We start from the raw sequence: 24168 nt of genomic DNA on the forward strand, positions 1-24168 counted from the left end.
CCAGGCGCGGGGCACAAGACCAGGACCCTGACCCTTGGAGGCAGCCTCGATGACGGACACCGACAGGCCCGGCAGGCGGCCAGGACCCGCCAGAAGAGCGGCGACCGCATGGCTCGCCGCACCGGCCGGTAAAGCCGCCCTGCTGCTCACCGCCGCCGCAGCGCTGACCATCACCCTGGTCGCCGCTGGCGCGCAGCCCGTTCTGCGCCTGGACCAGACGGTGGCCGTGCGTCTGCACACGGCGGCGCTCCAGCACCCCGGCCTCACCCACGCCAGCCGGATCGTCACCGACTGGGTCGTCGACCCGTGGACCATGCGCCTTCTGCTCGCCGCAGCCGTGGTGTGGCTGTGGCACCGCCGTCGGCGGCTCCTCGCCTGGTGGGTGGCCTGCACCTCCGCCGTGGAATGGGCGCTGCGAACAGTGCTGCGCTGGGCCCTCGGCCGCGACCGGCCCGAATGGGAACGCCCCGTCGACTCCGCCGACTTCGCCGCCATGCCCTCGGGCCACGCCATGACCACGGCCGCCACCTGCGTGCTGCTGCTGTGGCTCGCCCGTATCACCCACCTGCCCACCGGCCTGGTGCGCCTCGGCGCGGCCACCGCCGCTGTCGCCGTCGCCGCGGCCTGCTTTACCCGGGTCTTCCTCGGCGTGCACTGGCTCACCGACACCCTGGCCGGGACCCTCCTCGGTGCCGCGCTGGCCACAGGCTCCGCCGCGACCTGGCACGCCGCCCGGCCGCACGAGGACGCCGCCCGGACAGGCGCCGCGCCCGCCGCCGACGATCTGAGCCAGGGCCTGCGACAGCCCCGCCCGAGCAGATATCGTGAATCGACATCGGATACCGATATCTGAAGGCGGGTCCCGTCATGGACAGCGAGCACTCCCTCGACCGCGTCATCGAGCACCTTGCCGCCCGCTTTCCGCACCACCGCGAGCAGGTCGTCGCCGAGGTGGTCTATGCCACCCACACCCGGCTTCGCCGGAACGCGACCGTCACGACGCACCTGGCCGCGCTGACCCAGCGGCAGGCCGGCGACACCCTCGCCCGTACCCTGCCCCGGCGCAAGACGACCACCTGACCGGGCCCGCTCTCCCCTTCCTCCCCGTCTTCCCCATCCGCGCTGTCCTGGTCGTATGGCCACGGCGTACGGACATGTAGCGCGAACGGCGAGCGGACCCCGGCCAGGTGCCGGGGCCCCCTCGCCGTTCAGGACCGGGTCAGTGGCTGCCGGCGAGTTCGCCGGTGAGCTTGGAGTGGAGGTCGGCGCTGGGATCGTTCAGGCCGATGATCTCGACGGTCTTGCCACGCTGGGCGTACTTGGTCTCGATGGCATCCAGGGCAGCGACGGAAGAGGCGTCCCAGATGTGCGCGGCGGACAGGTCGATGACGACCTTGTCGGGGTCGGCGGTGTAGTCGAACTGGCCGACGAGGTCGTTGGAGGAGGCGAAGAACAGCTCGCCGGTCACGGTGTACAGGACGCTCGTACCGCTCGGGGCGACGAGCCGGGTGACCTCGGCGAGGTGGGCGACGCGCTTGGCGAAGATGACCATGGCGGTGATCGAACCGACGACGACGCCGATGGCGAGGTTGTGCGTGACAACGACCGTGACGACGGTGATGACCATGACGGCGATCTCGCCGGCGGGCATCCGCCTGAGCGTCTTGGGGGCGATAGAGTGCCAGTCGAAGGTCGCGAACGACACCATGACCATGACGGCAACGAGCGCGGCCATGGGGATGTCGGAGACGACCGGGCCGAAGACGATGCACAGCACCATCAGGAACACACCGGCGAGGAAGGTAGAGAGGCGGGTGCGGGCGCCGGACACCTTCACGTTGATCATCGTCTGACCGATCATGGCGCAACCGCCCATGCCACCGAAGAAGCCGGTGACGATGTTGGCGACGCCCTGGCCGATGGACTCACGGGTCTTGGAGGAGTGGGTGTCAGTGATGTCGTCGACCAGCTTGGCCGTCATCAGCGACTCCATCAGGCCGACCAGCGCCATCGCGAACGCGTACGGGGCGATCGTCGTCAGCGTGTCCATCGTGAACGGCACGTCCGGCAGGCCGGCTACGGGCAGGGAGGACGGCAGTTCGCCCTTGTCACCCACGGTCGGTACGGCGATGCCGGCCGCGATCGTGATCACGGTCAGGATGACGATGGAGACGAGCGGGGCAGGAACCACGGTGGTGATCTTCGGGAAGAACACCATGAGCGCCAGCCCGCCGATGATCAGCGGGTACACGGCCCACGGCACGTCGCGCATCTCGGGGACCTGGGCCATGAAGATCAGGATGGCGAGGGAGTTGACGAAGCCGACCATCACCGAGCGCGGGATGAACCGCATCAGCTTCGCCACCCCGAGCGCGCCCAGGGTGATCTGGAAGACGCCGGCGAGGATGACGGCGGCGATCAGGTAGCCCAGGCCGTGCTCACGGTTGAGCGGGGCGGTCACGAGGGCGACGGCACCGGTGGCGGCGGAGATCATCGCGCGGCGGCCGCCGACGACCGAGATGACCACGGCCATGGTGAAGGAGGAGAACAGGCCGATGGCCGGGTCGACGCCGGCGATGATCGAGAACGAGATCGCCTCGGGGATCAGCGCAAGGGCGACGACCAGGCCCGCCAGGACCTCGGTGCGCCAGACCTTCGGGTTGTTCAGCCAGTCGGGCTTCAGGCCGCGCAGGCGCGCGGCCGGGGGCACAGCGGTAGCGGAAGGCAAGAGTTCAGGAACCTGTCGTGCTCGGGCACACCCCCGTGGCAGGCCGGGGATGTGCGGGAGGACGCGAAGGAGCCGGGCCGGCACCCCGCGGGACGGCCCCGTCAGCGCGGAGCCGGAAAAACCACAACGGAAGGGAGCGGGCGCGAGGGCGCCACCGGCTCACGTCTAGGAGCGAAGCGTCACGGCGGGCAGGCGGCGCCGGGCGTCATGGGCTCGCGCACGCTTCTCTCCTGCAAGAATCGGATCTTCGCCGGGGCGGCAGCGACCCCGGAACGGCAACAGCGGAGCAGCCGGACCGCCCTCACCTTCATCAACTCTACCCTAACGTTAGAGTAGGCATCGGCGGGCACGCGCAGGAGGCACCGCCGTGAGGGAAAGGCCAGGAGCAGGGACGTGGACGGCAAGCACATGCAGATCGGCGAGGTCGCCGCGCGCACCGAGCTGTCCCTGCGCACCATCCGGCACTACGAGGAGAGCGGCCTGGTCGTCCCCTCCGCCCGCTCCCAGGGAGGCTTCCGCCTCTACACCGAGATCGATGTCGCCCGCCTCATGGTCATCCGCCGCATGAAGCCGCTCGGCTTCACCCTTGACCAGATGCGCGACCTGCTGGACGCCACCGACCGCCTCGACGCCGGCGGCGAGCTCGGCCCGGATGAGCGCGCGGCGCTCCTTCAGCGCGTGCGAGAGTACGAGCAGAGCGCCGTGGAGCAGGTGGAAAAGCTGCGCGTCCAGCTCGCCCGCGCCGAGGACTTCGCCGCCACACTGAGGGCACGGCTGCCCGAACACGAGCCGGTGCACCCCTGACCCGCTCCCGCCTCCGGCGTGCTCCACCCCCGGCGCATCAGGGCCTGTGGCTGCAACTCCGGAATGCTCAACCACCCCCGCGTATGCGCACCGGTCCGAGACCCTGCTCGCCGTGACCCAGCCCAGCACCGACCCGTCCGCGTCGAGGGCGGCGAAGCGGTGCTCGGCCAGCTTCGCGGCCTCGAACGCCTCCCCCAATGGTGGGCTGGTCTCGAAGGTGGCGCCCTCGGCGATGCCCGCCTGGTAGATCGCCAGCACCTACCCGGCATGCCCAACCGCCAGCGGTACCACCACCGCGCCCCGCTCGCCGCTCACCCCTCTGTTCTGTCTGTTCCGTTCGACCGTCAGGCCGCGGCCGGCAGGGTCAGCAGCTTGCCCATCGCGGCGAGCACCGACGGCTCGACCCGGTAATACACCCAGGTGCCGCGCCTCTGCGAGGTGAGCAGCCCGGCCTCCTTGAGCTTCTTCAGGTGGTGGGAGACGGTCGGCTGGGAGACGCCGACGTCGGAGATGTCGCACACGCACGCCTCACCGCCCTCGTGCGAGGCCACGGCGGAGAACAGCCGCAGCCGGACCGGGTCGCCAAGCGCCTTGAACATCCGCGCGGCCGTCTCGGCCTCCTCGGCGGTGAACGGCCGCTCGGTCAGCGGCGGGCAGCACGGGGCCACGGCCTCCGGCTCCAGCAGCGCCTTGGTATTCGGCATACATCTATGTTGACACATGTCGAATCAGAGGGCGAGGGGCGGAGCCGATCGCATCGCCGCCCCTCGCGGGCCGGCCCTCGGCCGTTACAGGCCGGCGGCGGCCGGGGCCTTGCCGACATGGGCGGCCAGTGGGTCGATTACGTACGCGGCGTCGCGGCCGACGCCGCGCAGCGTGTTGGAGGCGAAGGACCGCTGGAACTCCAGGCCGAGGTAGACCAGGCCGGGGTGGGTGAGGGAGATGCCCCCCGCGTGCAGTGGCGCCCCCTGCTCGTCGAGTGCGCCGAGCTTGGCCAGGTAGTCGAGGTGGGGCCGGTAGCCGGTGGCGAGCAGTACCACGTCGGCCTTCTCCCGGCTCCCGTCGTCCCATATGACCTCATCGCCGTCCAGGGCGGTGAACATCGGCCGCCGCTGAAGGCGTCCCGCCTCCAGGGCGTCCTGGTAGCGGCCGGTGTCGAGGACGAGGGTTCCGCCGACGTAGTGGATCAGCCAGTGCGGCGGGAGGTGGTCGAAGCCGGTGGCCGTCAGCCAGTGGGTCAGGTCCTTGCCGTCGCGGATCTGCGGCAGGAAGCGGACCGGGGCGCGGGTGGCCAGGGTCACCGTGGCCACTTCGGCCAGTTCGTAGCCGACCTGGACGGCGGAGTTGCCGCCGCCCACCACCACGACCCGCTTGCCCGCATACGGCTCGGGGCTGCGATAGTCGGTGACATGCAGCACCTCGCCGGTGAAGCCGTCCTGTCCTGGCAGGTCGGGCCGCAGCGGGTTGCCGAAGGCGCCGCTCGCGGCGACGATCCCGGCCGCACCCAGGCGGCGGCCGTCGGCGGTGTGCAGGACGAAGCCGGCGCCATCGCTCTCCACGCTCTCGACACGGGCGCGGGTGCGGATCTCCGCGTCCAGCCGGTCCGCGTAGCGGGTGAGGTAGTCCACGACCTCGTCGCGGTGCGGATAGCGGTCCCCGTCCCCGCCGAACGCCAGGCCCGGCAGGGAGCTGAACCCCACGGGCGAGAACAGCGTGAGGCTGTCGTAGTAGCCGGGCCATGACCCGGCCGCCCGCCTGGAGGCTTCCAGTACCACCGGCATCAGCCCCCGCTCGCGCAGGACGTGGGCGGCGGCCAGCCCGGACTGCCCGCCCCCGATGACTGCGACATCGACGTACTCCATGAACCAGACCCCTCAATTCGACGAATGTCTATGTTGGCGCCCATCGAAGCAGGCGGCATCCTGGCAGCGCAAGCCATCGACGGACATCGAAACAAAGGAGTCGCCGTGCACGCGCCCACCACCACCGAGCTGCCCGTCGTGGTCGTCGGGGCCGGCCCGACCGGCCTGGCCGCCGCCGCACACCTCGCCGAACGCGGCATCACGCCGCTGGTTCTGGAGGCTGGAGCGTCTGCGGGCGCCGCGGTGCGCGAGTGGTCGCACGTGCGGCTGTTCTCCACCTGGGGCGAGGTGACCGACCCGGCTGCCGAGAAGCTGCTGGCGCCCACCGGCTGGATACGGCCCGATGCGAGCACGTACCCCTCCGGCGGTGACTGGGCAGAGCAGTATCTGCAGCCGCTGGCCGATGTCCTGGGCGAGCGCGTCCGCTTCGGCGCCACCGTCACAGGTGTCTCCCGCGCCGGTCGCGACCGCGTGGTCGACGCCGACCGCGAAGCCCAGCCCTTCGTCGTGCACTTCACCACGGCCGACGGCCGTGAGGAGCGCGTCTTCGCCCGCGCGGTCATCGACGCCTCCGGCACCTGGGCCACTCCGAGCCCGGCCGGCGGCAGCGGCCTGCCTGCGCTCGGCGAGAAGGCAGCCGCGGAACGGATCACCTACCGCGTTCCCGAACTCAAGGACCCAGCCGTGCGCGCCCGGTACGCGGGCAAGCGCACCGCCGTCATCGGCTCCGGGCCTCCGCCTTCACCGCCCTCGCCTACCTCGCCGACCTCGCCAAGTCGGACGACGGCGCGGGCACAAAGGGGGTGTGGATTCTGCGCCGGGGTATCTCCGGCTCCACCTTCGGCGGCGGCGAAGCCGACCAGCTCCCCGCGCGCGGCGCCCTGGGCCTGGCGGCGAAGGCCGCCGTCGACGACGGCCACGCGGACGCAGTCACCGGCTTCCGCACCGAGGTGATCGAACGCGACGCCGAGGGCGGCCTGGTCCTGGTCGGTGAGGACGGGCGCCGCCTGGATGCGGTCGACGAGGTCATCGTCCTGACCGGTTTCCGCCCCGACCTGTCCTTCCTCGACGAGCTGCGCCTGAACCTGGACGAGCGCCTTCAGGCGCCGGTCGAGCTGGCTCCGCTGATCGACCCCAACCAGCACTCCTGCGGCACCGTCTACCCCCACGGCTACCGCGAGCTCTCCCACTCAGAACAGGGCATCTACCTGGTGGGGATGAAGTCCTACGGCCGCGCCCCGACATTCCTCGCCATGACCGGCTACGAGCAGGTCCGCTCCGTCGCCGCCGCGATGGCCGGTGACCTCGACTCCGCCGACCGCGTCGAACTCACCCTGCCCGAGACCGGAGTCTGCGGTGGCGCCGGCCTGTTCGACACCCCCGACGCCGCTGACGCCGACGGGGGTTGCTGCGCCCCTGCGCCGCAGCTCGTCCAGCTCGGCGCCCCTGCGGCGGTCGGCGCGGCTGCCGAAGAGGCTCCGGCAGGCGGTTGCTGCGGCTCGTGACCGAGCTGGGCACCACCGCGCGCGGGGCCGCGACCGGAACAGGGGACCGGTCGCGGCCCCCCGCCGCCCTGCCCGCCCTCTGCGCCATCCAGATCGTGAGCTGGGGCATCCTCTATTACGCCTTTCCCGTCCTCAACCCGCAGATCACCGCTGCGACCGGCTGGTCGGCCGGAGCGACCACGGCGGCGTTCTCCCTTGGCCTCGTCGTCTCCGCCCTCGCCGGGATTCGCGTCGGGCGCATCCTCGACCAGCGCGGCCCACGCGCCGTCATGACGGTCGGCTCCGTGCTCGGCGTGGTCAGCCTGGTGATCGTGGCTGCGGCCCCGAACGTCTTTGTCTTCATCGTCGGTTGGGCACTGGCCGGGCTCGCGATGGCGGCCACCTTCTACCAGCCCGCGTTCGCCGCCCTCACCCGCTGGTGGGCCCCCGACCACGTGCGAGCCCTGACGATCGTCACCCTCGCCGGCGGGCTCGCCTCCACCGTCTTCGCACCCCTGACCGCGGCCCTCGCCGACCAGATGTCCTGGCGACACGCCTACCTCGTGCTCGCCGGCATTCTGGCCCTCGTCACCATCCCCGCTCACGCCCTTGCACTACGCGCACCCTGGCCCGACACCCCAACAAGCCCCGCACACCCGACCGCAGGCACGGCCAAGGTCGGGCGCAGTCGGCCGTTCCTCCTGCTCGCCGCGGCCTTCACCCTGTCCGGCTTCGCGATGTACGCCGTCGTCGTCGCCCTCGTCCCGCTCCTGCTGGAACGCGGGTACACCACCAGCCAGGCTGCCTGGGTCCTCGGCATCGGCGGCGCCGGACAGACACTCGGCCGCACCCTGTACGCCGCCCTCGCGCGTCGCACCACTGCCAGAACCCGCACAACGAGCCTCATCGTGCTGGGCGGACTGACCACCGGCGCCTTCACCGTCGTCCCGGGCCCGTACGCCCTGCTCATCGCCGTAGCGGTTGTGGCCGGCATGGTCCGCGGCAACCTCACCCTCCTTCAGGCCACCGCCATCACCGACCGCTGGGGCGCAACCCACTACGGTCGCCTCTCCGGACTCCTGGCGGCACCAGCAACCACCGCCGCAGCCTTCGCGCCGTTCGCCGGAGCAGCCCTCGCCGGATGCCTCGGCGGCTATCCCCACCTCTTCGGCCTGCTGGCGCTAGTCTCCGGACTCGCTGCCCTAACCGCGCTGGGTACGGCACACGCCCACGCATACGGTCGGTAGCCGGCACTGTCAATAGAGCGGAGCTCGGTGCTCAGCGGATCGACGTGGCCTTGCCGCCGCAGATAAGGACGGCGGGTGTGGGCTGGACGGCCACCACCCCCACATCGCCTGGACGATTCGCCCCCCTTCAAGCCCCAACCCCAAGCGATCCGGCGGGAATTCTCGCCCAGGCACCCCGGCCAAGCGGCCGCAACATAGCCGACGATCACCGGTTAGCGAAACCGGTGATCGTAAGGACCATTGAAGCTCATCCCATCCCCGAGCTTCATGCGGAGAACAGTGCCATCCTTCTTGCGGCCCCGTCCGAGGTCCACTACCGCCAGTGACTACCACTCAGATCCCGGCGGGCCATTCTGCTCATGATCACCAGGCACACGCGCTGCTCATCAGGCGCGGAAACCGGGGTTTCCGCAGGAGCCAGTGCTCATGAAGTCGCACTCCCTACACGAACGCGGGGGCAGGAGCTGGCGTCCTGATGGCCTCCGGCGTCACCCAGGTGAACTTGGACTACCTCGCCGGGCGTCTCAGCGACGTCCCCGGCCAGCTGCCCACTACCCACGCAGAGGTGGACCCGGCGGCGCTCACCGACGACCTCGCCCTGCTCGCCCACCACCTCACCTACGCCGGCGAACGCGCGCAGGAACACTTCGCCCCCCCGAGACGGTCCACCTCCCCGAACGCCACATCCTGACGCCCCGGGCCGAGGCGATGACCGCCGTCACCAGCGTCATGGGCCACCTGGCCGAGGCCCTGGGCTGTGTGTCCACCGGCTTCTACCGCCAGGCCTTCCCTGGGGTGGAGACCTCACATCCGCGAGGCGGCCCCAAGACGCTGCGGATCATCACGGCCGAGAAGTGCAGCGCCGCCCGGACCCAGCTGATCGCCGCCGCCGCGCAGCCCCCACCGAGACCGGCACCAGCGCCCAGCGGCTCGGGTTGTCCATGGCCCCGGTGAGGCCTCCGACCGCTCAACGTTCTCCCCTCGCGGTCCCCGTGTCGCGGACTGCGCGCTGACCACCAGGACCACATGCCGCCCACGCCCCTCGCTCAGATCATCCTCAGCACCAGCCGTGCCCACGGGCTCGTCGCCATCCCCCACGGCGAACAGCACCGCCAAGCTGCCCGTGCGCTGGAGGAAGCCGGATTCCAGCGGAACCCCGACGGTGCCTTCGTCGCACCGCTGGCCGACGGACCAGCCACCCGCCAGATGGGCCGTGCCCTGGTGCACCGCGCCCATGAGCACGGCGCGACCATCATCACCAGCACCCGGCCCTGCCTCGCGGACTTCGGCGAGGACCTCGCCGCCGGGTTGCCCGGCACCTGGAGCGCGAGAATGGAGCTCCACTACCACCCCGCGGTGCAAGAGGACCTCCTTGGACCGCTGTGGGACAACGGAGACCTCCTCCAGGCTCTGCTCCACGATCCCGTTCCCGGCGTGGTCTTCCTCAGGAACTCGGCGGGCACCGAACTACTGCTGATCGAACGCCCCGGGCACAGCAGCGGCTACCTCCTGGGCGCCCTCGCGCCCGAGGCGTACGACGACAACTGGGAGGAGCCGCATGCGCCGCGCAGCATCGTGCTGCCGGGCGAACCGGACCTCGCGGCTCGTCTCGCCGCTACCTCGTTCCTGCCCTCCTACAGCCGGGCCCTGCACCAGCGTCGGCTCGACACCGTCCTGCGCGCGCTGGAGCGCATCCGGGCTGAGTACGAGACCCTGCAGGCCATCAAGGCGTCCGGCCGCTACAGCGACGGCATCCCGCTCGCCGACTCCCGGATGGTTCCCGAGATGGAGCGCACGTTCGCCGACTACGCCTGGCTCTCCTTCCGCGACGTCCTCGAGCACGCTCCCGTTCTGCTCAGCCGCTGTCACCCCGCCGCGACCCCCTGGCCCCAGGACGCCGCCGCACTGGACCGCCTGCGTCAGGCGCTCGCCGACAGCCAGGAAACGCGGAACGAGGACCAGGAACTGCGCGGCGCCCTCTTCTCCGTCGGCGGGTGGAAACAGGCGCGCAGCCGCTTCGGTCTCGCCGCCCTGCCCGCGATCGAGACCTGGCTCGCCGACAGCGCGGCGTTCCAGCGCCAGGCCCGTGCCGCCGTCCCCGGCGGACCGTTGGCGCTGTCGGCCCCGAGCCCGCGCCTTCTCACCACCCGCCCGGCCTCCCCCGCCGTGCCCCGTTCTTCGGGGGCACACCGCTGACTCCGCAGAAAGGATCCGCTCTCTGTCCGATCACTTCCACTTCGCCGTCCACCCCGAGCACGGCTTCGTCGCCGCCCCCACGGCCGTCAGCCCGCATCTGGCCGAGTGGTTTCTCACCCGCGAGCAGTTCGAGCCCGTCCCCGAACTGCCGGGGGTGTACCGCCTCACCCAGCCGGAACAGGACGGCCAGCGCCGCACCCGCCAGGCCGTACAGGACCTGCGCCGCCACGGATTCACCGTGCAGGCTGACTACTCGCTCGACCCCGCGCTCACTCCCGGGCCCGCCCGGCTCCAGGTCCGCAACGGGCTGATGGAGCGCCGCCAGCGCCTCGCCCAGGCCGCCGCGGCCATCTCGCCGCAGCGCGCCCCCGCGCTGTCCACCGCCCCGGCACAACCGGCCACCGTGCCCCTCACCCCACGCGCCCAGGGCCCCGGGCCCGCACGGGGACGGTGAGCATGCGCACCGAGCCCATCCGCATCGCCCGCAAACGCGGCGGCGAGGTCGAAGTCGAAGGCCCGGTCGACGAGTTCGCGGCACAGATCCTGGGCCGCGCGGGCTTCATCTTCCGCCCGACCCTCGGTGGCATGTGGATCCGGCTGCACTTCGACACCGGCCAGGAGCGCGAGAACCAAAGGGCCACCCACGCCGCCCAGATGCTCAGCGCCGCGGGCTACCAGGTCGACCTCGACCCGAACCTGCTCCCCGCCGCCGGACACCGCGCGCCGGTGAACTGGTGGCCACCGCGCACCGGAGCCGCGATGACGTCGCAGCCCGCTCCCCACTCCGCTCAGCGGCGCCGACGCTGACCATCCCGACCTCTACAGGATCATGCCGACCCCATCCGCCAAGATCACGCTGTACCTCTCCGCCAACGACAAGATCGTCGCACTGCCGAGCGGGACCGGCCGCCAGTGGGCCGAGACCGCGCTGGACCTGGCCGGCTTCGTCACCCACCACGACCAGATCCGCACCCTGGCCCTGGATGACCAGGCCCGAGCGCGTCAGGCGCTCACCCATCTCCACCAGGCCGCGCGCGACTGCCAGGTGAGTGTCACCACCCACCCCCACCCCTACCTCGGCGACATCGCCGAGGTGATCGTGGCGGCGCTGCCCGGCCGCTGGATGGCAGATGTCGAGCCCCTGCCGCAGGAACAAGACCCGGACTATCTACGGGACTTCTTGTGGGAAACGGGCGGTATCTCCGATGTCCTGGAGAAGACCCCGGTGGGCTTCGCGGCGATCCTCCGTGACGGCGGCGGCACCGAGCTGCTGCTGATCGAGCGCCCCTCGGACGGCTCGTACATGGTCGGCGCTCTGACCCCGAGCCCTGATGACGTCCACGTGACCGCCGCGGCCCCGCGCGGCATCGTCGCGTCGGACGCACGGCTCGCCACCCGGTTCATCCAGACGCGCCTGCTGCCTGACTACGAGCGGGCCGTCCATCTCTCGCGTCTGGACGAAGCGGAGCAGGACCTGCGCTGGGCGCGCGAAGAGCACGAACCCGGGACGTACGACGCCGTGGATCTACAGGCGGCGCTGTACCGGTTTCGCAGCCACGCCATCGCGTTCCTCGCCACCCTGCGCGGCACCACGCTGCTCTCGGCGGACCAGGCCGTCTTCCTCGACCGCATGGAGGCCGGGCTGAACCTCGACGCACTGGACGATCCCGCTCCCGAGGCCCTCGCCGATGCGGGGGCGGTGTGGCTCACCGACGGCGAGAAGTTGATCGAGATGGCCCGCGCCGCCACACCCCCTGCCTCCGTCACGCCAGCACAGCGCAAGGCGCTGGCCACCGCCGCGCTGCCCCCACCGGCAGTAGCCGCGAACGCCCCCAGCCCGCGCCGCTGAACCCCGCACCCAGCTACCACACCTCTGTCCCGGAGCACCTCATCACCGACACCTTCGCCAACGACCTCGGCACCGCCCTCGACGACCTGGACACCTTCCAGACGCAGTTCGCCCTGACCCACAGGCGCTATGAGCGCGCCTGGTCTCACGCGGCCGACACCGCCGACTCGCGCACCACGGCAGTCATTGCGCACGGCAGGCGCCAGGAAGGCGTCGAGGCGTTCGAGCGCTACGTCCTGCCGCACGCGGACACGCTGCTGGCCGCCGCGCGCAGCGCTGTGGACGCCATGCCGCCGGCCCGGCACCATGCCGCCTGGCGTGAGCTGATCGAGGACCTGGCCCACGCTGTCGGTCACATCCATCGCATCCGGTCCGCGCCCGCTGGCCAGGACGAGCCTGAAGCCGCCCGCGTCCGCCACCTCCAGGTGTGGCCCTACGTTCTGGCCTGGGCCGAGCGCTCCTTCATCATCAGCGGCCTCGCCGAACAGCACCGTCCCACCGGCCCGCCGCTCACCGCCGAGGAACAGCAGCTCTGGACGGAGCGGGCACGGGCAGCGTGGCAGCGCGGCGACCTGGACGCCGACGACGTCTGGTACAACGGCGACAACGAGCTGATCACCGTGGCGCACCTCGTCGAGCACGACACCCAGACGGTGGTGGCGCTGGAGGGCGAACTCGGCAGCGAACGGATGCGGGTGCTCGGCCACTACGACACCGTGCGGGAAGCTGTCGACGCGGCCCCGCCCGCGGTGCCCGCCGGGGTCCTGCGCCCGGATGTCTCTCCCTTCGCGCCCCAGGCTCTCGCAGCGGAGGCTCCGGTCGTGAACCTGGTCCGGCAGGTCGACGAGGCGCGGCACACCGGGGACGTCTACATGGCGCTGCTCGACGCCGTGGACGACTCCGCCTTCTCCCGCGGCCCGCTGCCCCGCCTGGTCGAACTCCTCGACCGGGCAGCAGCGTTCGCCGACGCGCTGGAGACGAAGCAGGGCCAGCACTCCGCAGCCCGTCTGTCCGTCCTCGCGCGGCAACTGGGCGCGCTCAGGGAAGAGATCGAGTCCACCATGGAGGGCCTCGGGACCGGCGTCCTGCCACCGCACCGCACGCCCCGCCCCGTGTTCCACATCGCCAGCCCTCCCCCGGCGCCGTCGCCCCCTCCACCCGCGCCCCACGCCCCCGGCACTGCCCGCCGCTAGCGCACCCCCGCGCCGGGGTGCCTCGCCCCCAGAAAGCACGCGTTGACCTCCACCACCGGCTCTGGCCCGCTGCTCGCGCACCGCCACGTCGCCCGCCTGCTGTTCGGCACACTGATCGGACGCCTGCCCAACGGCATGGCGCCCGTCGCGATCCTTCTCCTCGTCGCCGACCAGGGCGGATCGCTGAAGACGGGCGGACTGCTGTGCGCGCTGTACGGACTGACCTCCGCCATCGGGCAGCCGGTCCTGGGCCGGCTGGTCGACCGGCGCGGCCAGAGCCTGGTCACCGCGGCGGCAGTGCTGCTCAGCACGGTCTGCCTACTGGCCCTGGCCGTGACCGAGGTCGCCGCCCGGCCGGGCCTGGCCGCCGTCCTCGTCGCGCTCGCCGGACTGAGCACCCCGCCGCTGGAAGCAGGACTGCGGGCCCTGTGGCCCGTGGTCCTGCCCGACGAGGCGCGGCGCCGGGCCGCGCTCGCGCTTGACACCGGTGCCCAAGGGCTGATTTACGTCACCGGCCCCCCGCTGGTCGCCGTGCTGTCCACGACGACCGGGCCGCGCACCGCGATGGTGGTGAGCGCCGTGCTCGGGCTGCTCGGCGCCGCCGTGGTGCTGAGTGCCGAGCCGTCGCGCCGCTGGCGCCTGGCTCCCGCAACCCAGCACACCGGGGGGCTCGGGCCCCTCGCGCACGCGGGACTGGGCTGGTTGTTCGTGGCGGTCAGCGGAATCGGCTTCGCGCTGGGAGCGATGAACGTGTGGGCGGTCGCCCTTGCCGAGGATCTCGGGATGGACCTGCTGTCCGGGCTCATCCCCGCCGCGCTGTCCACCGGCAGCCTCCTCGGCGGCTTCCTCTACGGCAAGCGCACATGGCCGGGCACCCTCACCAGACAACTTCTGGGCGCCGCGTCGCTGTTCGCGGCCGGATGGCTTCCGCTGATGGCGGCCAGGGGCCCCGTCCCCGCGGTCGCGCTGACGGCAGTGCCCGGTCTGCTGCTCACCGCCCTGATCACCTCCGCGTTCCTGACCGTGGACGCCCTCGCCCCGGCCAGCACCACCACCGAGGCGTACGCCTGGCTGATCGCCGCGGTGGGCGCCGGCCAGGCCGCCGGGACCGCCCTGTCCGGCGCACTCGCCGAGCACCCACCGATCGGAGCGGCCCTTCCCGCGGTCGGCGCCGCGCTTAGGACTGGAATCAGAATGAGGTCTCTGGAGCACAGGAATGACGTGGCGTCAGTTAGCGTTGAGCGGCCCGGAGGGGAGAGTCGCGACCGAGACACGTGGTCTGCGCAAGCCGTGGGAGGTTGACGATGGGCTGTGGGAGCGCATCGAGCCGCTGTTGCCGGTGATTGAGCGGCGCTTCCGGTACCCGGGGCGTCGTCGGCTCGATGACCGGCGGGTTCTGTGCGGCATCCTGTTCGTGCTCTACACCGGCATTCCCTGGCGCTACCTCCCGCAGGAACTCGGCTCCAGCTCCGGGATGACCTGCTGGAGGCGACTGCGGGAGTGAAACGAGGCCGGGGACTGGCAGCGCCTGCACGAGCTGCTGCTGGCCGAACTGCGGGCGGCCGGCATACTGGATCTCTCCCGGGCGTCAGTCGACTCAAGCCATCTGCGGGCGATGATAGGTGGTGCGGCCACCGGCCCGTTCCCGGTGGACCGGGGCAAGACCGGCAGCAAGCACCACGTGATCGTCGATGCTCACGGCATCCCGCTGGCCACCACGCTGACCGGCGGCAACCGCAACGACGTGACCCATTTGATCCCACTGATCCGAGCGGTCCCGCCGATCCGAGGCAAACGCGGCCAACCGCTGCGCCGCCCGAAGCACCTCTACGCCGACCGCGGCTACGACCACGAGAGCTACCGCGACCAGGTCCGACGGTTCGAAATCACCCCGCACATCGCCCGGCGCGGCACCGAACACGGCTCTGGACTCGGCGCACACCGCTGGGTCGTGGAAGGCGCTATCGCACTACTGCACTGGTTCCACCGCCTATGCATCCGCTGGGAGATCCGCGACGACATCCACCAGGCCTTCATCACACTCGGTTGTGCCGTCATCTGCTGGCGACGTCTGAGGAGCCCGCTCTGATTCCAGGCCGAAGTAAGGTGGAATCCCGTGTCGCAACTAGCGCAAGGAGGCGGAATGCTCGCCAACTCGTCAGCGCTGGCGGCCGGAAGGCGTCATTCGGTCGGACGGCGCTGCGATGGAACCGTTATCGCCGTGGGCAATACCGCAGCCGCTGAATGTCGTGTCGAGCGATGGGAAGACGTCGTCGCGGTGGCAGCTGGCAACGTCCATACCGCGACGAACACGGGCAGGTCTCATACTGTGGGACTCCGGTCGGACGGCACGGTGCTGGCAACGGGGTGGAATGGCGATGGGCAATGTGATGTCGCCGGATGGCGAGGCGTTACGGCCGTGGCCGCAGGCTGGCGCCGCACGCTCGGGCTACTCGCGAATGGCCGCGTGCTAGCAGTTGGCCGGAGTTCAGAAGGACAGTGCGACATGGAATCCTGGCGCGACATGGTCGTCGTCTCGTGTGGTGACTGGCACTCGGTCGGCGTCCGGTCAGATGGTTCTGCACTGGCCGCGGGGAACAACCGACGAGGGCAGTGTGACGTTGAAGGATGGCGTGACCTGGCCGCCATCTCGGCCGGGTACCTCCATACCGTCGGCCTCAGATCCGACGGGCGGGCAGTAGCGACCGGAGACCGGGTAGCCGGGGCGTGCGAGGTCGATGAATGGGAAGACATCGTGGCGCTCGACGCGGGCAGCTACCACACCGTCGGGGTCACTGCGTCCGGGCGGGTCCTCGCAGTGGGTGACAACAGCTACGGACAGTGCGAAGTCGGCGATTGGCGCGACATCGTCGCCGTGGCGGCCGGTTCAACGCACACCCTCGGCTTGCGTGCCAACGGCACAGTCGTGGCCGCAGGGAACAATGATGACAGACAGTGCGAAGTCGATGCTTGGTCCGGAATCCAGCTTCCATAGGCCTCCGGGCTGCGCCAAGGCGAACTGACACGCCGTCATTCTCGATCCCCAGAGACCTCATTCTGATTCCAGTCCTTACCCTCACCGTCCTGCTCGCCGCCCACCGGCACCTCGCCATCCCTGGCGCCACCGCCCGCCGCCGGGGACGGCATCGCCGCACACCGGCAAAAGCCGACCGCTGAACACCCCGCTACTCACAAGGAAACTCACCCATGGCTGTCCGTACCTCCTTCCAAGTTGTCCACACCTGTGGACACACCGCGACGCACAACATGTCCGACCGGCCCGCCGACAAGCGCGCCTCCTTCGCCCGCTGGCTCGCCTCCAAGGACTGCACCGACTGCTGGAAGGCCGCCCGCGACAACGACAGCGCCAGCAAGGAGGAGTGGCTCGCCGCCAAGCGCGCCGCCGAGCAGCAGGCCGCCGCCGACTGGGCCGCCCAGTTCGAGATGCCGCCACTCGAAGGCCCCGCCAAGGCCCTGGACTGGGGCGAGCGCTCCCGTCATCAGCTGGTCACCGCCGCCTACACCGCGCTGGTCACCGAAGGCACCTGGGACGAGGCGGACTGGGCCGCGCTCGAAGAGAAGATCCGCACGATCACCCGCGCCGGGTGGTGGATCGACCAGCGGGATGCCGCAGGCACTGATCTTCCCGAGCTTCTCGACGCCGCCACCGAGGCCGACCGCGGCACGGAGAACCCCTTCCGCTAGATGGGCGGGGCACGGGGACGCCTTACAGGAGGTATCCCCATGCGAATGCGCACGTGCCGGGCGCGCTGCGCAGATACGAAGCGGCCCGGATGCCTCGTACGGTCGAGGTCCACCGGCCGTCAAGGCTGCACGCCAGAACTTTCCACCTCGCGGACGGTCCCCTGCATGCCGGACGCGATGTCCGGCTGGCAGCCCAACGGGACCTGGCGCACCTTGACTGCCTCTACGGTGACACTGTCCATTCGACGCACGATCTGGCCGCGGGTTGAGTTGCGGGAGCAAGTGTGGCTCCTCCATGCCTGCATCACACACCGACCTGTGAACTGCCGGGCGATGTCGGACCATATGGCTTGGGCAGCGCCCGCAAGGGGGGCTTCGAAGAACTGGTGACGCGCTTCGTGAAAGCGGCGACAATTGCCAATCAAGGCAGGTCAGTTACGGCAGACCGTGTCGACAAGTCGTATCGCCAGGCCCTGTCGAAGGGCAGCACACCCGGTCTCGACTTGGCACCGTCAGAGGCGCAGCGTTCGGGCGACAGCGAGACGGTGGCCGCAGGGTAGCGGCAGCCGCGCAAGCTTCCCGCAATGAGCACGCCGTTGACCGTGCGCCGTCCAGTCTGCGCGACCAGTCCCTCCACTTGCGCGGTGAACGTGAAAAGGACGCCGGACAGGGCCTCGCCATGGAACGGCTGCCCCAGGGCGGGAGGGGGGGGCTGGCCCCACCTGGAGGAGGGTGTTCAGCAGGCTCGTCCCGCACGGCCCTCTCCAGAAATGCTGGAACCCAGCAGATGCCGCTGGGTTCGCTGGGCTCTGATGGTGCACACCGGCATCCATCAGCATCCCCCAGCTTCCAGGAGCAAGCGCTGCTGGAAGTCTTTACTGTTTCCACAGGAGTTGACTCATGGGAGAGCAGACAGAACAGAGTTTTCGATCGACCGGGATGCGGGGCAGCGGTCGACACGCAGTCATGGCGGGCGCGGCTGCGGCGGTCATCTGCACGATGGTGCTGAGTGTGGTAGCTCCGCCCGCCGCGTCCGCGTCCTCCGCCCCCGGGCCTGATGCCGTACAGCAGGGCCTGAACGTCCTGGTACGTTCCGATGGCGTGCCGGGCGCGCTGGCGAGCGTGACGAACCGGGGTGGCCGCGCCCGCACCTACACCGCAGGGGTCGGGGACCGGGCCACCGGCGCGAAGGTGCCCCGGGACGGCCAGGTGCGGATCGGCAGCAACACCAAGCCCTTCACCGCCGTGGTCATGCTGCAACTGGTCGGCGAAGGAAAGATCCGCCTCGATGGCCCGGTCGAGACGTACCTGCCCGGTCTCGTGCGGGGCGAGGGGATAGACGGGCGCCGCATCACCGTGCGTCAGCTCCTGCAGCACACCAGCGGGCTTCCCGACTACGAGGATGATGTCACCGACGACATCCTTGAGCGCCGCTACCTCGAACCCCGCGACGCCCTGGATGTCGCACTGCGGCATGAAGCCGACTTCGCCCCCGGGACGAAGTGGGCGTACAGCAACACGAACTACCTGGTAGCCGGCCTGATCGTGCAGAGGGTCACCGGCCGCCCCCTCGCCGAAGAGATCGACAAGCGCGTCATCCGGCGCATCGGGCTGCGCCACACCTACTTCCCCGCCCCCGGTGAGACGACCATCCGGGAGCGTCACGCCAAGGGCTACCGCAAGGACGGCCCAGGCGCCCCTCTGCGCGACGTTACGGAGATCGACCCCTCCGCGGCCTGGGCGGCAGGCGCGATGGTCTCCACCACCTCCGACCTCAACCGCTTCTTCTCCGCGCTCCTGAACGGCCGCCTCCTACCGAAGGCACAGCTCGACCAGATGCGCACCACCGTCCCCATCGATACCACCAACAACGTCCGCTCCGGGTTGGGACTCATCAGCTGGACACTGTCATGCGGCGGGGTCTACTGGGGTCACAACGGAGGCATCCCAGGCTATGGGACCTGGGGCGGAGCCACCGACGACGGCCGCGCCGCCGAAGTCACGATGACCGTCGACCCGACCAGCGGCCCAGCGGCCATGGAGCGTGTAGCGAGCGTAGTGGACAAGGCCCTGTGCCGCTGAGTGCGGCGTACCCGAGAACGAGCTCCTCGGCGGATGTGAGGTCATCGAACACCTCTGACCTCCGCTCACCGTTCCGGGTACCACTGGCACACCAGCGGACGACGAAAGAAGGGGCACTGCCCCTTCGCCCCTTGGTATCGACGCAGGCCGTGAAGAGACCGTAATCGACCCCCATGCGCCCACACTGCGCCCACCATCCGCTGCGAAAGACTCCCTCTGGCCAGCGTGTTCACAGGTCAGAGGAAGCCTGGGCGATGTGGAGCCTAAAGCCTGTTGCCGAAAGATAGGTACGGGCAGGTTAGTACTCCAGCTGTAGTTCGTGATGATCCGTGGGGCAGGGTGGGGGCATGACTACGTACGACACGATGCCGTTCCACCTTGAGACCGAGCGGCTGATACTGCGGCCGTGGGCCGAGTCGGACGCCGCTGAGTTCTGCGCCCTCCTCTCCGAACGTGGCAAGGGGACCCCCACGGTTGAGCACATCCGGACGTCCATCGCCGAGGTGCTTACTACGACGGCGACTACGGGGATCGCCCTGTTGCCCATCCAGCGCCGCGACGAAGGCGACTTCATCGGCTACTGCGGGCTGATCATCGGCCGCTCCACCGTAGAGGAGCCCGAAATCGCGTATGAGCTGTTCCAGCGCGCGCGCACGGGCGTGGCTACGCCACTGAGGCGGCCAGCGCGGTGCTCGATGCCGCTATCGCGACCGGGCGGAAACGGCTCTGGTCGACCGTCGGTGCGTGGAACACACCGTCGCTTCGTGTCCTTGAGAAGCTTGGGTTCGAGCGGGATCACATTTCCACGGAAGACAACGGTGAAGTGGTCTGGCTCACACGCTCGTTGCCGTGACGCGGGAGCGCGCTCCCGGGGTTTCATGCTCCACATGATCGAGTGCGCTCCCGGCGGAGTGCCAGGCATGCCAAGTTCGATTAGTGATCCAGGTGTAGGTCGTGATCTTCATGTCTGGGCTGCGGCTTGGCGACGGTAATGGCTGGCCCGTGATCATGCCTGATGGCGGCGTCGCCAGTCGGACCAGGCAATCCGGTGAGCGAGGTCGTTCAGTGGCCGGACGACGATGGTGAGGAACAGGTGCTGGATCTCGTTGCAGGTCAGCGGGGCCAGGTCGTCCGAACCAGTGCGCCGTGCATGCTCGTCTGCGCGGACGACGGCGAGGAATGCGTGAGCAAGCATGGCGAGGATGACCCAGCGGCTCCAGGACGGGTAGCGGCGGACCTGATGCTCATCGAGTCCGGCCAGCCCCTTCCCGGCCTGGAAGGTTTCCTCCATCCGCCACCTGGATCCCGCCGTCCTGACCAGGGTGCGCAACGGAGCCGGCCTGGTGGAATGCAGCGGTAGCAGGCGAGTTCGCCGGTGGTGCGGTTGCGCCGGATTAGCAGCTGACGGTGGCCCGGCGTTGGGCCGGTGAGGTCGATGACGGCCCAGTCGTAGTAACGGTGACCCTTCGCGCCGGGGCCGGCGGGCAGCTTCTGCCGGGCCCGCTTCGGGAGCTTGCCGACCAGCCCGTCAGCGCGGAACCTTCCCGCACCGGTAACCCACTTCGGCCGAGCAGGAAACCGCTAGGACATAGCCCAGACCGCGTTTTTCTAGGGCCGCCCGCAGTTTCAGGTTGCCGCCGTATACTTCATCGCCCGTCACCCAGTCGATATGGTGCCCCGCGTCCAGGAACCGTTCGATCATCGTGCGGGCCAGCTCCGGCTTGGTCGCGAAGACGGTGTCCTCCGCCAGCCCGGTCGCCCGGCAGCGGTCCGGGTCCGAGGTCCATGGGCGTGGGACCTACACCGCGTGTCCCCGTGCCCCGGCGTAGACGAGATAGACGGCGACCTGGGAGTTCTCGATCCGGTCGGCGGTTCCGGTGTACTGGCGCTGGTCCCCTACGGTGCGGGTGCCTTTCTTCACGTCGCCGGTCTCGTCCACGACCAGGATCGCCTCCTCGTCGTGGAGATGCTCCACGACGTACTCGCGTACATCGTCACGCACCGCATCGGCGTCCCAAGACGCACGGCACAGCAACCCACCCCCGCACCGTTTCGAAGCGTGATCCACCTCGCGTTGATTGACCTCATGGCCCGCCGTCTCACCGGCGATGCCACCCTCAACTGGCGCGACACCTTCCCCGGGATCAAACACACCCCCAGGGCGAAACGCACAGTAAGACCTCAGGGGTGAATTTGTTGTGCGCGGTTGTAGAGGGTTTGGGCGGTAGTGTCGAGGTTGGCGGCGACCGAGTAGCGGTTCTTGTAATCGAGGTCGTCAGGCAGGTAGCCCCCCTGGGAGGTGACGCCGACGACGGTGCCCGTTGCGGTGGCAGGGTTGAAGCCAGCCAGATGGGGGCCACCGCTGGAGCCGCCGCTCTGGTCACTGCGAACGCCCCACTGACCCTTGAAGTCCTGGTCGTTGAACGACTGCGCTTTGCCACTGCTGTATCCCAGAAGCTGTCCCATATCCCAGGGCTTGCCATTCCACATTGCCGCGCTGTAACCGAAAGCATAGGCGGGCTGGCCGGTTTCCCTCTTGGTGTTAAACGCGATGCGCTGGCTACCGGTCACCTTGGCGATAGGGCGCCCGGTGGGAGCCTTGTTCATGACGAGCATGGCAAAGTCCTCAGTAGAACGATGCTGGGTGAAGTACCCGTCCGTGGTCACACTGGCGCGGACGGTGAATCCGCCTACCGGTTTCGTCCCGTCGAGGTAGCCGGGCACGAAGTACACATTCGTGTGCCACACATTGGGCTTGTCCTCCTCAAGGAAGCTGCTCAGACAGTGTGCGGCTGTCACTACGGTCGAGCCCGACGGACTGTCGACCACCGTTGCGGTGCAGCTCCCGTCACCTGCACCAGGGGCGGTATCGGGTGCGGTGAAGAAGAGACGGCCCACCGTGCGGTTCACCGCCCCATTCCGGGCCCAGGCATGTCCCGTGTTCGGGAAGAGAACACCGGGCGGCGGCATCTCCGTGATCGGGGGCGGCACTTCCCCGCGGCCGGCTGCACCCATGCGTTGCGGTGTCCAGTAGCTCTCGACAGCCCGCTGCTCCTGAACCGTCACTGCGCCCGGCTTCACCAACACCCTCGGTGCTGCTCCGTCTGACGCGGCATCGGCTTGAGCGAGTGGGGGGCCAGATGCCACCAGGACCGATGCCAGAGCCAGTACTGCCCCGACCCGGCGCAGCACGGCATACGGCCTGGTGGAGGACGGGCTGTTACCGGGACAAAGCTGAGGTATGCGTTTCATGGTGCCGCTTTCCGTTGGAGGGAGGGGTGACATGGAGGTGTCATGTGGCCCCTGAGACCAGGCCCGGCGTCGCGTCTTAGGTTCCGGGTGAGATGTGGAAAGTGCCGGTGTCATAGTCGCCGAAGCACAGAACGTCTCGCGGTGGTGGGGATGACGGTGACAAGGTCTTCGGTGGTTTCGGGCGTATCCCCTCCACCCCCCAATGGGCAGGCTTCGGCTCGCCCGGTTGTGACGGGTAGAGCAAAGCCTTCGCGGCCGCCAAGTCGTCGACGATGCCGGCCGTCTCCCACTGCGTGCCCGTCCACTGCTGGACCACTCGCGGGGCGTGGGCGTCGACATGCGCCCCGCGGTGCGGACCCTGGGTGAGCGGCACTGTTCGCAGCTTCCCCTTCGAGGCGGTCTGGCGCTCCTCGCGTCTGCGCGCCCAGTCCTCCAACGGCTCCTCGTGCATCGCAGCATGGTGGCGCAGTTGGGCCCGCGTCCGCCACCTTTGCCCGACACCCTCGCGGCGACACAAGCTTCTCTTCGCGGCCATGGTGCGGCGTCCCCATCCCGTTCGGAAGGAACGCCATGAAGGCTCCAGCACTCTCCCGCCGCACCGCCGCCCTCCTCGTCAGCGCCGTCCTCGTCAGCGCGGGAACCGTCATCATCGCCTCGACCGCCGCGTTCGGTCACAGCATCACGCCCAACCGCGAATCGCCCCGTCGACCCGCCGCCCAGACGCCCGGCGCCCCGGAGCGCACCCGAGTGCGACCCACGACCTCGGAATCGAGCCGCCTGCTGTACGACTTCGAGTGCCATGGCTGGAGGTGGCTTCGCTGTCGTACCCCGGCAGTCGCCGGGGTTGCCTGCCGGCACGAGCGGTACCAGCGGGCACGGCAACCTCTTCGGTCGCACTGGCTGACCGCTGTCATAGCTCCCGGCTGTACGCCGCTGAGCACCGCTTCACGGAAGCAGGGGGCCTGTGATCAGGCCCGCTGCTTCTCGTATCTCTGCTACCCCTCGAACTCCTTGAGCGCCTTGTCCAGGATCGGCAGCTTGCTCGGGCAGCGCTTCTTGAAGAGGGCGCGGTAGGCGTCCTCCGCGGCCTTGTCAGCCCTGGCATCGGACAGCCCCTTGTCGGCCGCAAGGTTGCCGATGGTGATCAGATCAGCGCTGACCTCCGCCACTGCGGCAGCTTCGTCCTTCGGTTCGGAGCACATCTTCTTTGCGGACAGGCCCCGGACTTCGTCCTCGTTGATCCAGCCACCGTTGGCCTTCACTGCCTGGGCCACGAACGACTGCGCCGGGTCGGTCGACGTGCTCGTCTTACCATCACTCCCACTGCTTCCGCAAGCGGAAAGGGTGGCAGTAAGCCCGAGGGCGAGACTGGCAACGATGACGATCTTTCTTATGTGCATATGGTCAATCTAGCGACATATGCGACGTCCACCGCCTGACGGGCCCGGCGAACGTTGTCTGCGAGCATCATCTGCGTACCACCAGGTCAGCGCGAAATTAACCGCTCGACACGCATGCTGACCGGTCGCACTACCCGCTGACGCAGAGCCTGCCGTCCGGTGACCGAACCTCCACATGCAGTCCGCCATCCTCCAGGCCCTCGACGCCTGGGAGCAGTACTGGCACCAGGCTCAGGCCGCTAGTGGAGTACGCGTGGGTTCCTTCCATTGCGGGGTGGCAGGCGAAGTTCCTTCTCGGCAGGTGAACTGGGGTCGTCTTGAGGGGCACTCGAAGGCGCGAGATGTCTGCAGCAACTCGCAGAAATT

General features: G+C 69.5%; 20 protein-coding genes and 5 pseudogenes. 17 read left to right on the plus strand and 8 right to left on the minus strand.

The genetic code is table 11. The features are described 5' to 3' along the window. Window positions 1-49: 49 nt before the first annotated feature. Together QK440_RS12255 and QK440_RS12260 are read left to right on the plus strand one after the other, a co-directional pair. Window positions 50-853: a phosphatase PAP2 family protein gene (locus QK440_RS12255; RefSeq protein ID WP_282793089.1), complete on the plus strand. Its 804-nt coding sequence runs from the start codon at window positions 50-52 to the stop codon at window positions 851-853. Between the two features lie 14 nt (window positions 854-867). Further along, the gene (locus QK440_RS12260; protein WP_282793090.1) at window positions 868-1080 is read left to right on the plus strand and encodes a hypothetical protein; all 213 of its coding nucleotides are present in this window, start codon (window positions 868-870) and stop codon (window positions 1078-1080) included. A gap of 139 nt (window positions 1081-1219) precedes the next feature. On the opposite strand, the gene QK440_RS12265 is transcribed toward QK440_RS12260, so the two are convergent. Further along, a complete protein-coding gene (locus tag QK440_RS12265; protein WP_282793091.1) occupies window positions 1220-2710 on the minus strand; it encodes a SulP family inorganic anion transporter in 1491 nt (496 codons plus the stop codon). 411 nt (window positions 2711-3121) lie between these two features. Here QK440_RS12265 and QK440_RS12270 point away from each other — a divergent pair, with 411 nt between their 5' ends. Beyond that, window positions 3122-3532 (plus strand): MerR family transcriptional regulator, encoded by a 411-nt coding sequence (locus QK440_RS12270; protein WP_282793092.1) that lies wholly within the window; start codon window positions 3122-3124, stop codon window positions 3530-3532. A gap of 60 nt (window positions 3533-3592) precedes the next feature. Here QK440_RS12270 and QK440_RS12275 read toward each other — a convergent pair. The 3 genes and pseudogenes from QK440_RS12275 to QK440_RS12285 all read right to left on the minus strand — a co-directional run. Next, a pseudogene (locus tag QK440_RS12275) lies at window positions 3593-3790 on the minus strand (N-acetyltransferase); the annotation flags it as partial. Window positions 3791-3876: 86 nt separating this feature from the next. Further along, the gene (locus QK440_RS12280) at window positions 3877-4236 is read right to left on the minus strand and encodes a metalloregulator ArsR/SmtB family transcription factor (protein ID WP_282793093.1); all 360 of its coding nucleotides are present in this window, start codon (window positions 4234-4236) and stop codon (window positions 3877-3879) included. A gap of 84 nt (window positions 4237-4320) precedes the next feature. Further along, window positions 4321-5394 (minus strand): NAD(P)/FAD-dependent oxidoreductase, encoded by a 1074-nt coding sequence (locus QK440_RS12285; RefSeq protein ID WP_282793094.1) that lies wholly within the window; start codon window positions 5392-5394, stop codon window positions 4321-4323. A 105-nt stretch (window positions 5395-5499) separates the two neighbouring features. Here QK440_RS12285 and QK440_RS12290 point away from each other — a divergent pair. The 14 genes and pseudogenes from QK440_RS12290 (at window position 5500) to QK440_RS12355 (ending at window position 20003) form a co-directional block, all read left to right on the plus strand. Further along, window positions 5500-6899: pseudogene (locus QK440_RS12290) on the plus strand (NAD(P)-binding domain-containing protein). After that, on the plus strand, window positions 6896-8125 hold the full coding sequence (locus QK440_RS12295) for an MFS transporter (RefSeq protein WP_282793095.1): 1230 nt from the start codon (window positions 6896-6898) through the stop codon (window positions 8123-8125). The pseudogene QK440_RS12290 and the gene QK440_RS12295 overlap by 4 nt, the downstream one beginning before the upstream one ends. A 475-nt stretch (window positions 8126-8600) precedes the next feature. Next, window positions 8601-8816 carry a hypothetical protein gene (locus QK440_RS12300; protein ID WP_282793096.1) on the plus strand — a complete coding sequence of 72 codons (216 nt, stop codon included), beginning with the start codon at window positions 8601-8603 and terminating at the stop codon, window positions 8814-8816. Between the two features lie 17 nt (window positions 8817-8833). After that, window positions 8834-9079: a hypothetical protein gene (locus QK440_RS12305; protein WP_282793097.1), complete on the plus strand. Its 246-nt coding sequence runs from the start codon at window positions 8834-8836 to the stop codon at window positions 9077-9079. Between the two features lie 72 nt (window positions 9080-9151). Then, entirely contained in the window at window positions 9152-10321 is a 1170-nt protein-coding gene (locus QK440_RS12310; protein ID WP_282793098.1) for a hypothetical protein, read from the plus strand. A gap of 154 nt (window positions 10322-10475) precedes the next feature. Next, window positions 10476-10775 carry a hypothetical protein gene (locus tag QK440_RS12315; RefSeq protein WP_349239288.1) on the plus strand — a complete coding sequence of 100 codons (300 nt, stop codon included), beginning with the start codon at window positions 10476-10478 and terminating at the stop codon, window positions 10773-10775. 2 nt (window positions 10776-10777) lie between these two features. After that, the gene (locus QK440_RS12320) at window positions 10778-11128 is read left to right on the plus strand and encodes a hypothetical protein (protein WP_282793099.1); all 351 of its coding nucleotides are present in this window, start codon (window positions 10778-10780) and stop codon (window positions 11126-11128) included. 894 nt (window positions 11129-12022) lie between these two features. Then, complete coding sequence (locus tag QK440_RS12325) at window positions 12023-13363, plus strand: hypothetical protein (protein ID WP_282793100.1); 1341 nt, start codon at window positions 12023-12025, stop codon at window positions 13361-13363. A 42-nt stretch (window positions 13364-13405) separates the two neighbouring features. Next, window positions 13406-14665 carry an MFS transporter gene (locus tag QK440_RS12330; protein ID WP_282793101.1) on the plus strand — a complete coding sequence of 420 codons (1260 nt, stop codon included), beginning with the start codon at window positions 13406-13408 and terminating at the stop codon, window positions 14663-14665. Then, a pseudogene (locus QK440_RS12335) lies at window positions 14643-15452 on the plus strand (IS5 family transposase). Before QK440_RS12330 ends, QK440_RS12335 begins: the two are co-directional and overlap by 23 nt. Window positions 15453-15506: 54 nt before the next feature. After that, window positions 15507-16358, plus strand: coding sequence for a chromosome condensation regulator (locus QK440_RS12340; protein ID WP_282793102.1), 852 nt, complete (start codon window positions 15507-15509; stop codon window positions 16356-16358). A 212-nt stretch (window positions 16359-16570) separates the two neighbouring features. Further along, window positions 16571-17068, plus strand: coding sequence for a hypothetical protein (locus QK440_RS12345; protein ID WP_282793103.1), 498 nt, complete (start codon window positions 16571-16573; stop codon window positions 17066-17068). A 966-nt stretch (window positions 17069-18034) separates the two neighbouring features. Further along, entirely contained in the window at window positions 18035-19150 is a 1116-nt protein-coding gene (locus QK440_RS12350) for a serine hydrolase domain-containing protein (RefSeq protein ID WP_282793141.1), read from the plus strand. A 347-nt stretch (window positions 19151-19497) separates the two neighbouring features. Beyond that, a pseudogene (locus QK440_RS12355) lies at window positions 19498-20003 on the plus strand (GNAT family N-acetyltransferase). A gap of 153 nt (window positions 20004-20156) precedes the next feature. Here the strand turns inward: QK440_RS12355 and QK440_RS12360 are convergent. The 4 genes and pseudogenes from QK440_RS12360 to QK440_RS12375 form a co-directional block, all read right to left on the minus strand. Further along, window positions 20157-21185: pseudogene (locus tag QK440_RS12360) on the minus strand (IS701 family transposase); the annotation flags it as partial. Window positions 21186-21331: 146 nt separating this feature from the next. Further along, window positions 21332-22237, minus strand: a complete 906-nt coding sequence (locus QK440_RS12365; protein WP_282793104.1) for a trypsin-like serine protease — start codon at window positions 22235-22237, stop codon at window positions 21332-21334. Window positions 22238-22478: 241 nt separating this feature from the next. Further along, the gene (locus tag QK440_RS12370) at window positions 22479-22937 is read right to left on the minus strand and encodes a DUF6087 family protein (protein ID WP_349239289.1); all 459 of its coding nucleotides are present in this window, start codon (window positions 22935-22937) and stop codon (window positions 22479-22481) included. A gap of 460 nt (window positions 22938-23397) precedes the next feature. Next, window positions 23398-23802, minus strand: a complete 405-nt coding sequence (locus QK440_RS12375) for a hypothetical protein (protein WP_282793106.1) — start codon at window positions 23800-23802, stop codon at window positions 23398-23400. Window positions 23803-24168: the final 366 nt, after the last annotated feature.

Source organism: Streptomyces sp. CC224B (assembly GCF_030010595.1).
GTDB classification, from domain to species: Bacteria; Actinomycetota; Actinomycetes; order Streptomycetales; family Streptomycetaceae; genus Streptomyces; species Streptomyces longispororuber.

Bases quoted from the DNA above. Each gene is read 5' to 3' on its own strand.
- QK440_RS12285 (WP_282793094.1), bottom strand. From the start codon at position 5,394: ATGGAGTACGTCGATGTCGCAGTCATCGGGGGCGGGCAGTCCGGGCTG.
- QK440_RS12340 (WP_282793102.1), top strand. From the start codon at position 15,507: ATGCTCGCCAACTCGTCAGCGCTGGCGGCCGGAAGGCGTCATTCGGTC.
- QK440_RS12350 (WP_282793141.1), top strand. From the start codon at position 18,035: ATGGCGGGCGCGGCTGCGGCGGTCATCTGCACGATGGTGCTGAGTGTG.
- QK440_RS12310 (WP_282793098.1), top strand. From the start codon at position 9,152: ATGCCGCCCACGCCCCTCGCTCAGATCATCCTCAGCACCAGCCGTGCC.
- QK440_RS12370 (WP_349239289.1), bottom strand. From the start codon at position 22,937: ATGGCCGCGAAGAGAAGCTTGTGTCGCCGCGAGGGTGTCGGGCAAAGG.
- QK440_RS12375 (WP_282793106.1), bottom strand. From the start codon at position 23,802: ATGCACATAAGAAAGATCGTCATCGTTGCCAGTCTCGCCCTCGGGCTT.
- QK440_RS12280 (WP_282793093.1), bottom strand. From the start codon at position 4,236: ATGCCGAATACCAAGGCGCTGCTGGAGCCGGAGGCCGTGGCCCCGTGC.
- QK440_RS12305 (WP_282793097.1), top strand. From the start codon at position 8,834: ATGACCGCCGTCACCAGCGTCATGGGCCACCTGGCCGAGGCCCTGGGC.
- QK440_RS12260 (WP_282793090.1), top strand. From the start codon at position 868: ATGGACAGCGAGCACTCCCTCGACCGCGTCATCGAGCACCTTGCCGCC.
- QK440_RS12255 (WP_282793089.1), top strand. From the start codon at position 50: ATGACGGACACCGACAGGCCCGGCAGGCGGCCAGGACCCGCCAGAAGA.
- QK440_RS12320 (WP_282793099.1), top strand. From the start codon at position 10,778: ATGCGCACCGAGCCCATCCGCATCGCCCGCAAACGCGGCGGCGAGGTC.
- QK440_RS12300 (WP_282793096.1), top strand. From the start codon at position 8,601: ATGGCCTCCGGCGTCACCCAGGTGAACTTGGACTACCTCGCCGGGCGT.
- QK440_RS12345 (WP_282793103.1), top strand. From the start codon at position 16,571: ATGGCTGTCCGTACCTCCTTCCAAGTTGTCCACACCTGTGGACACACC.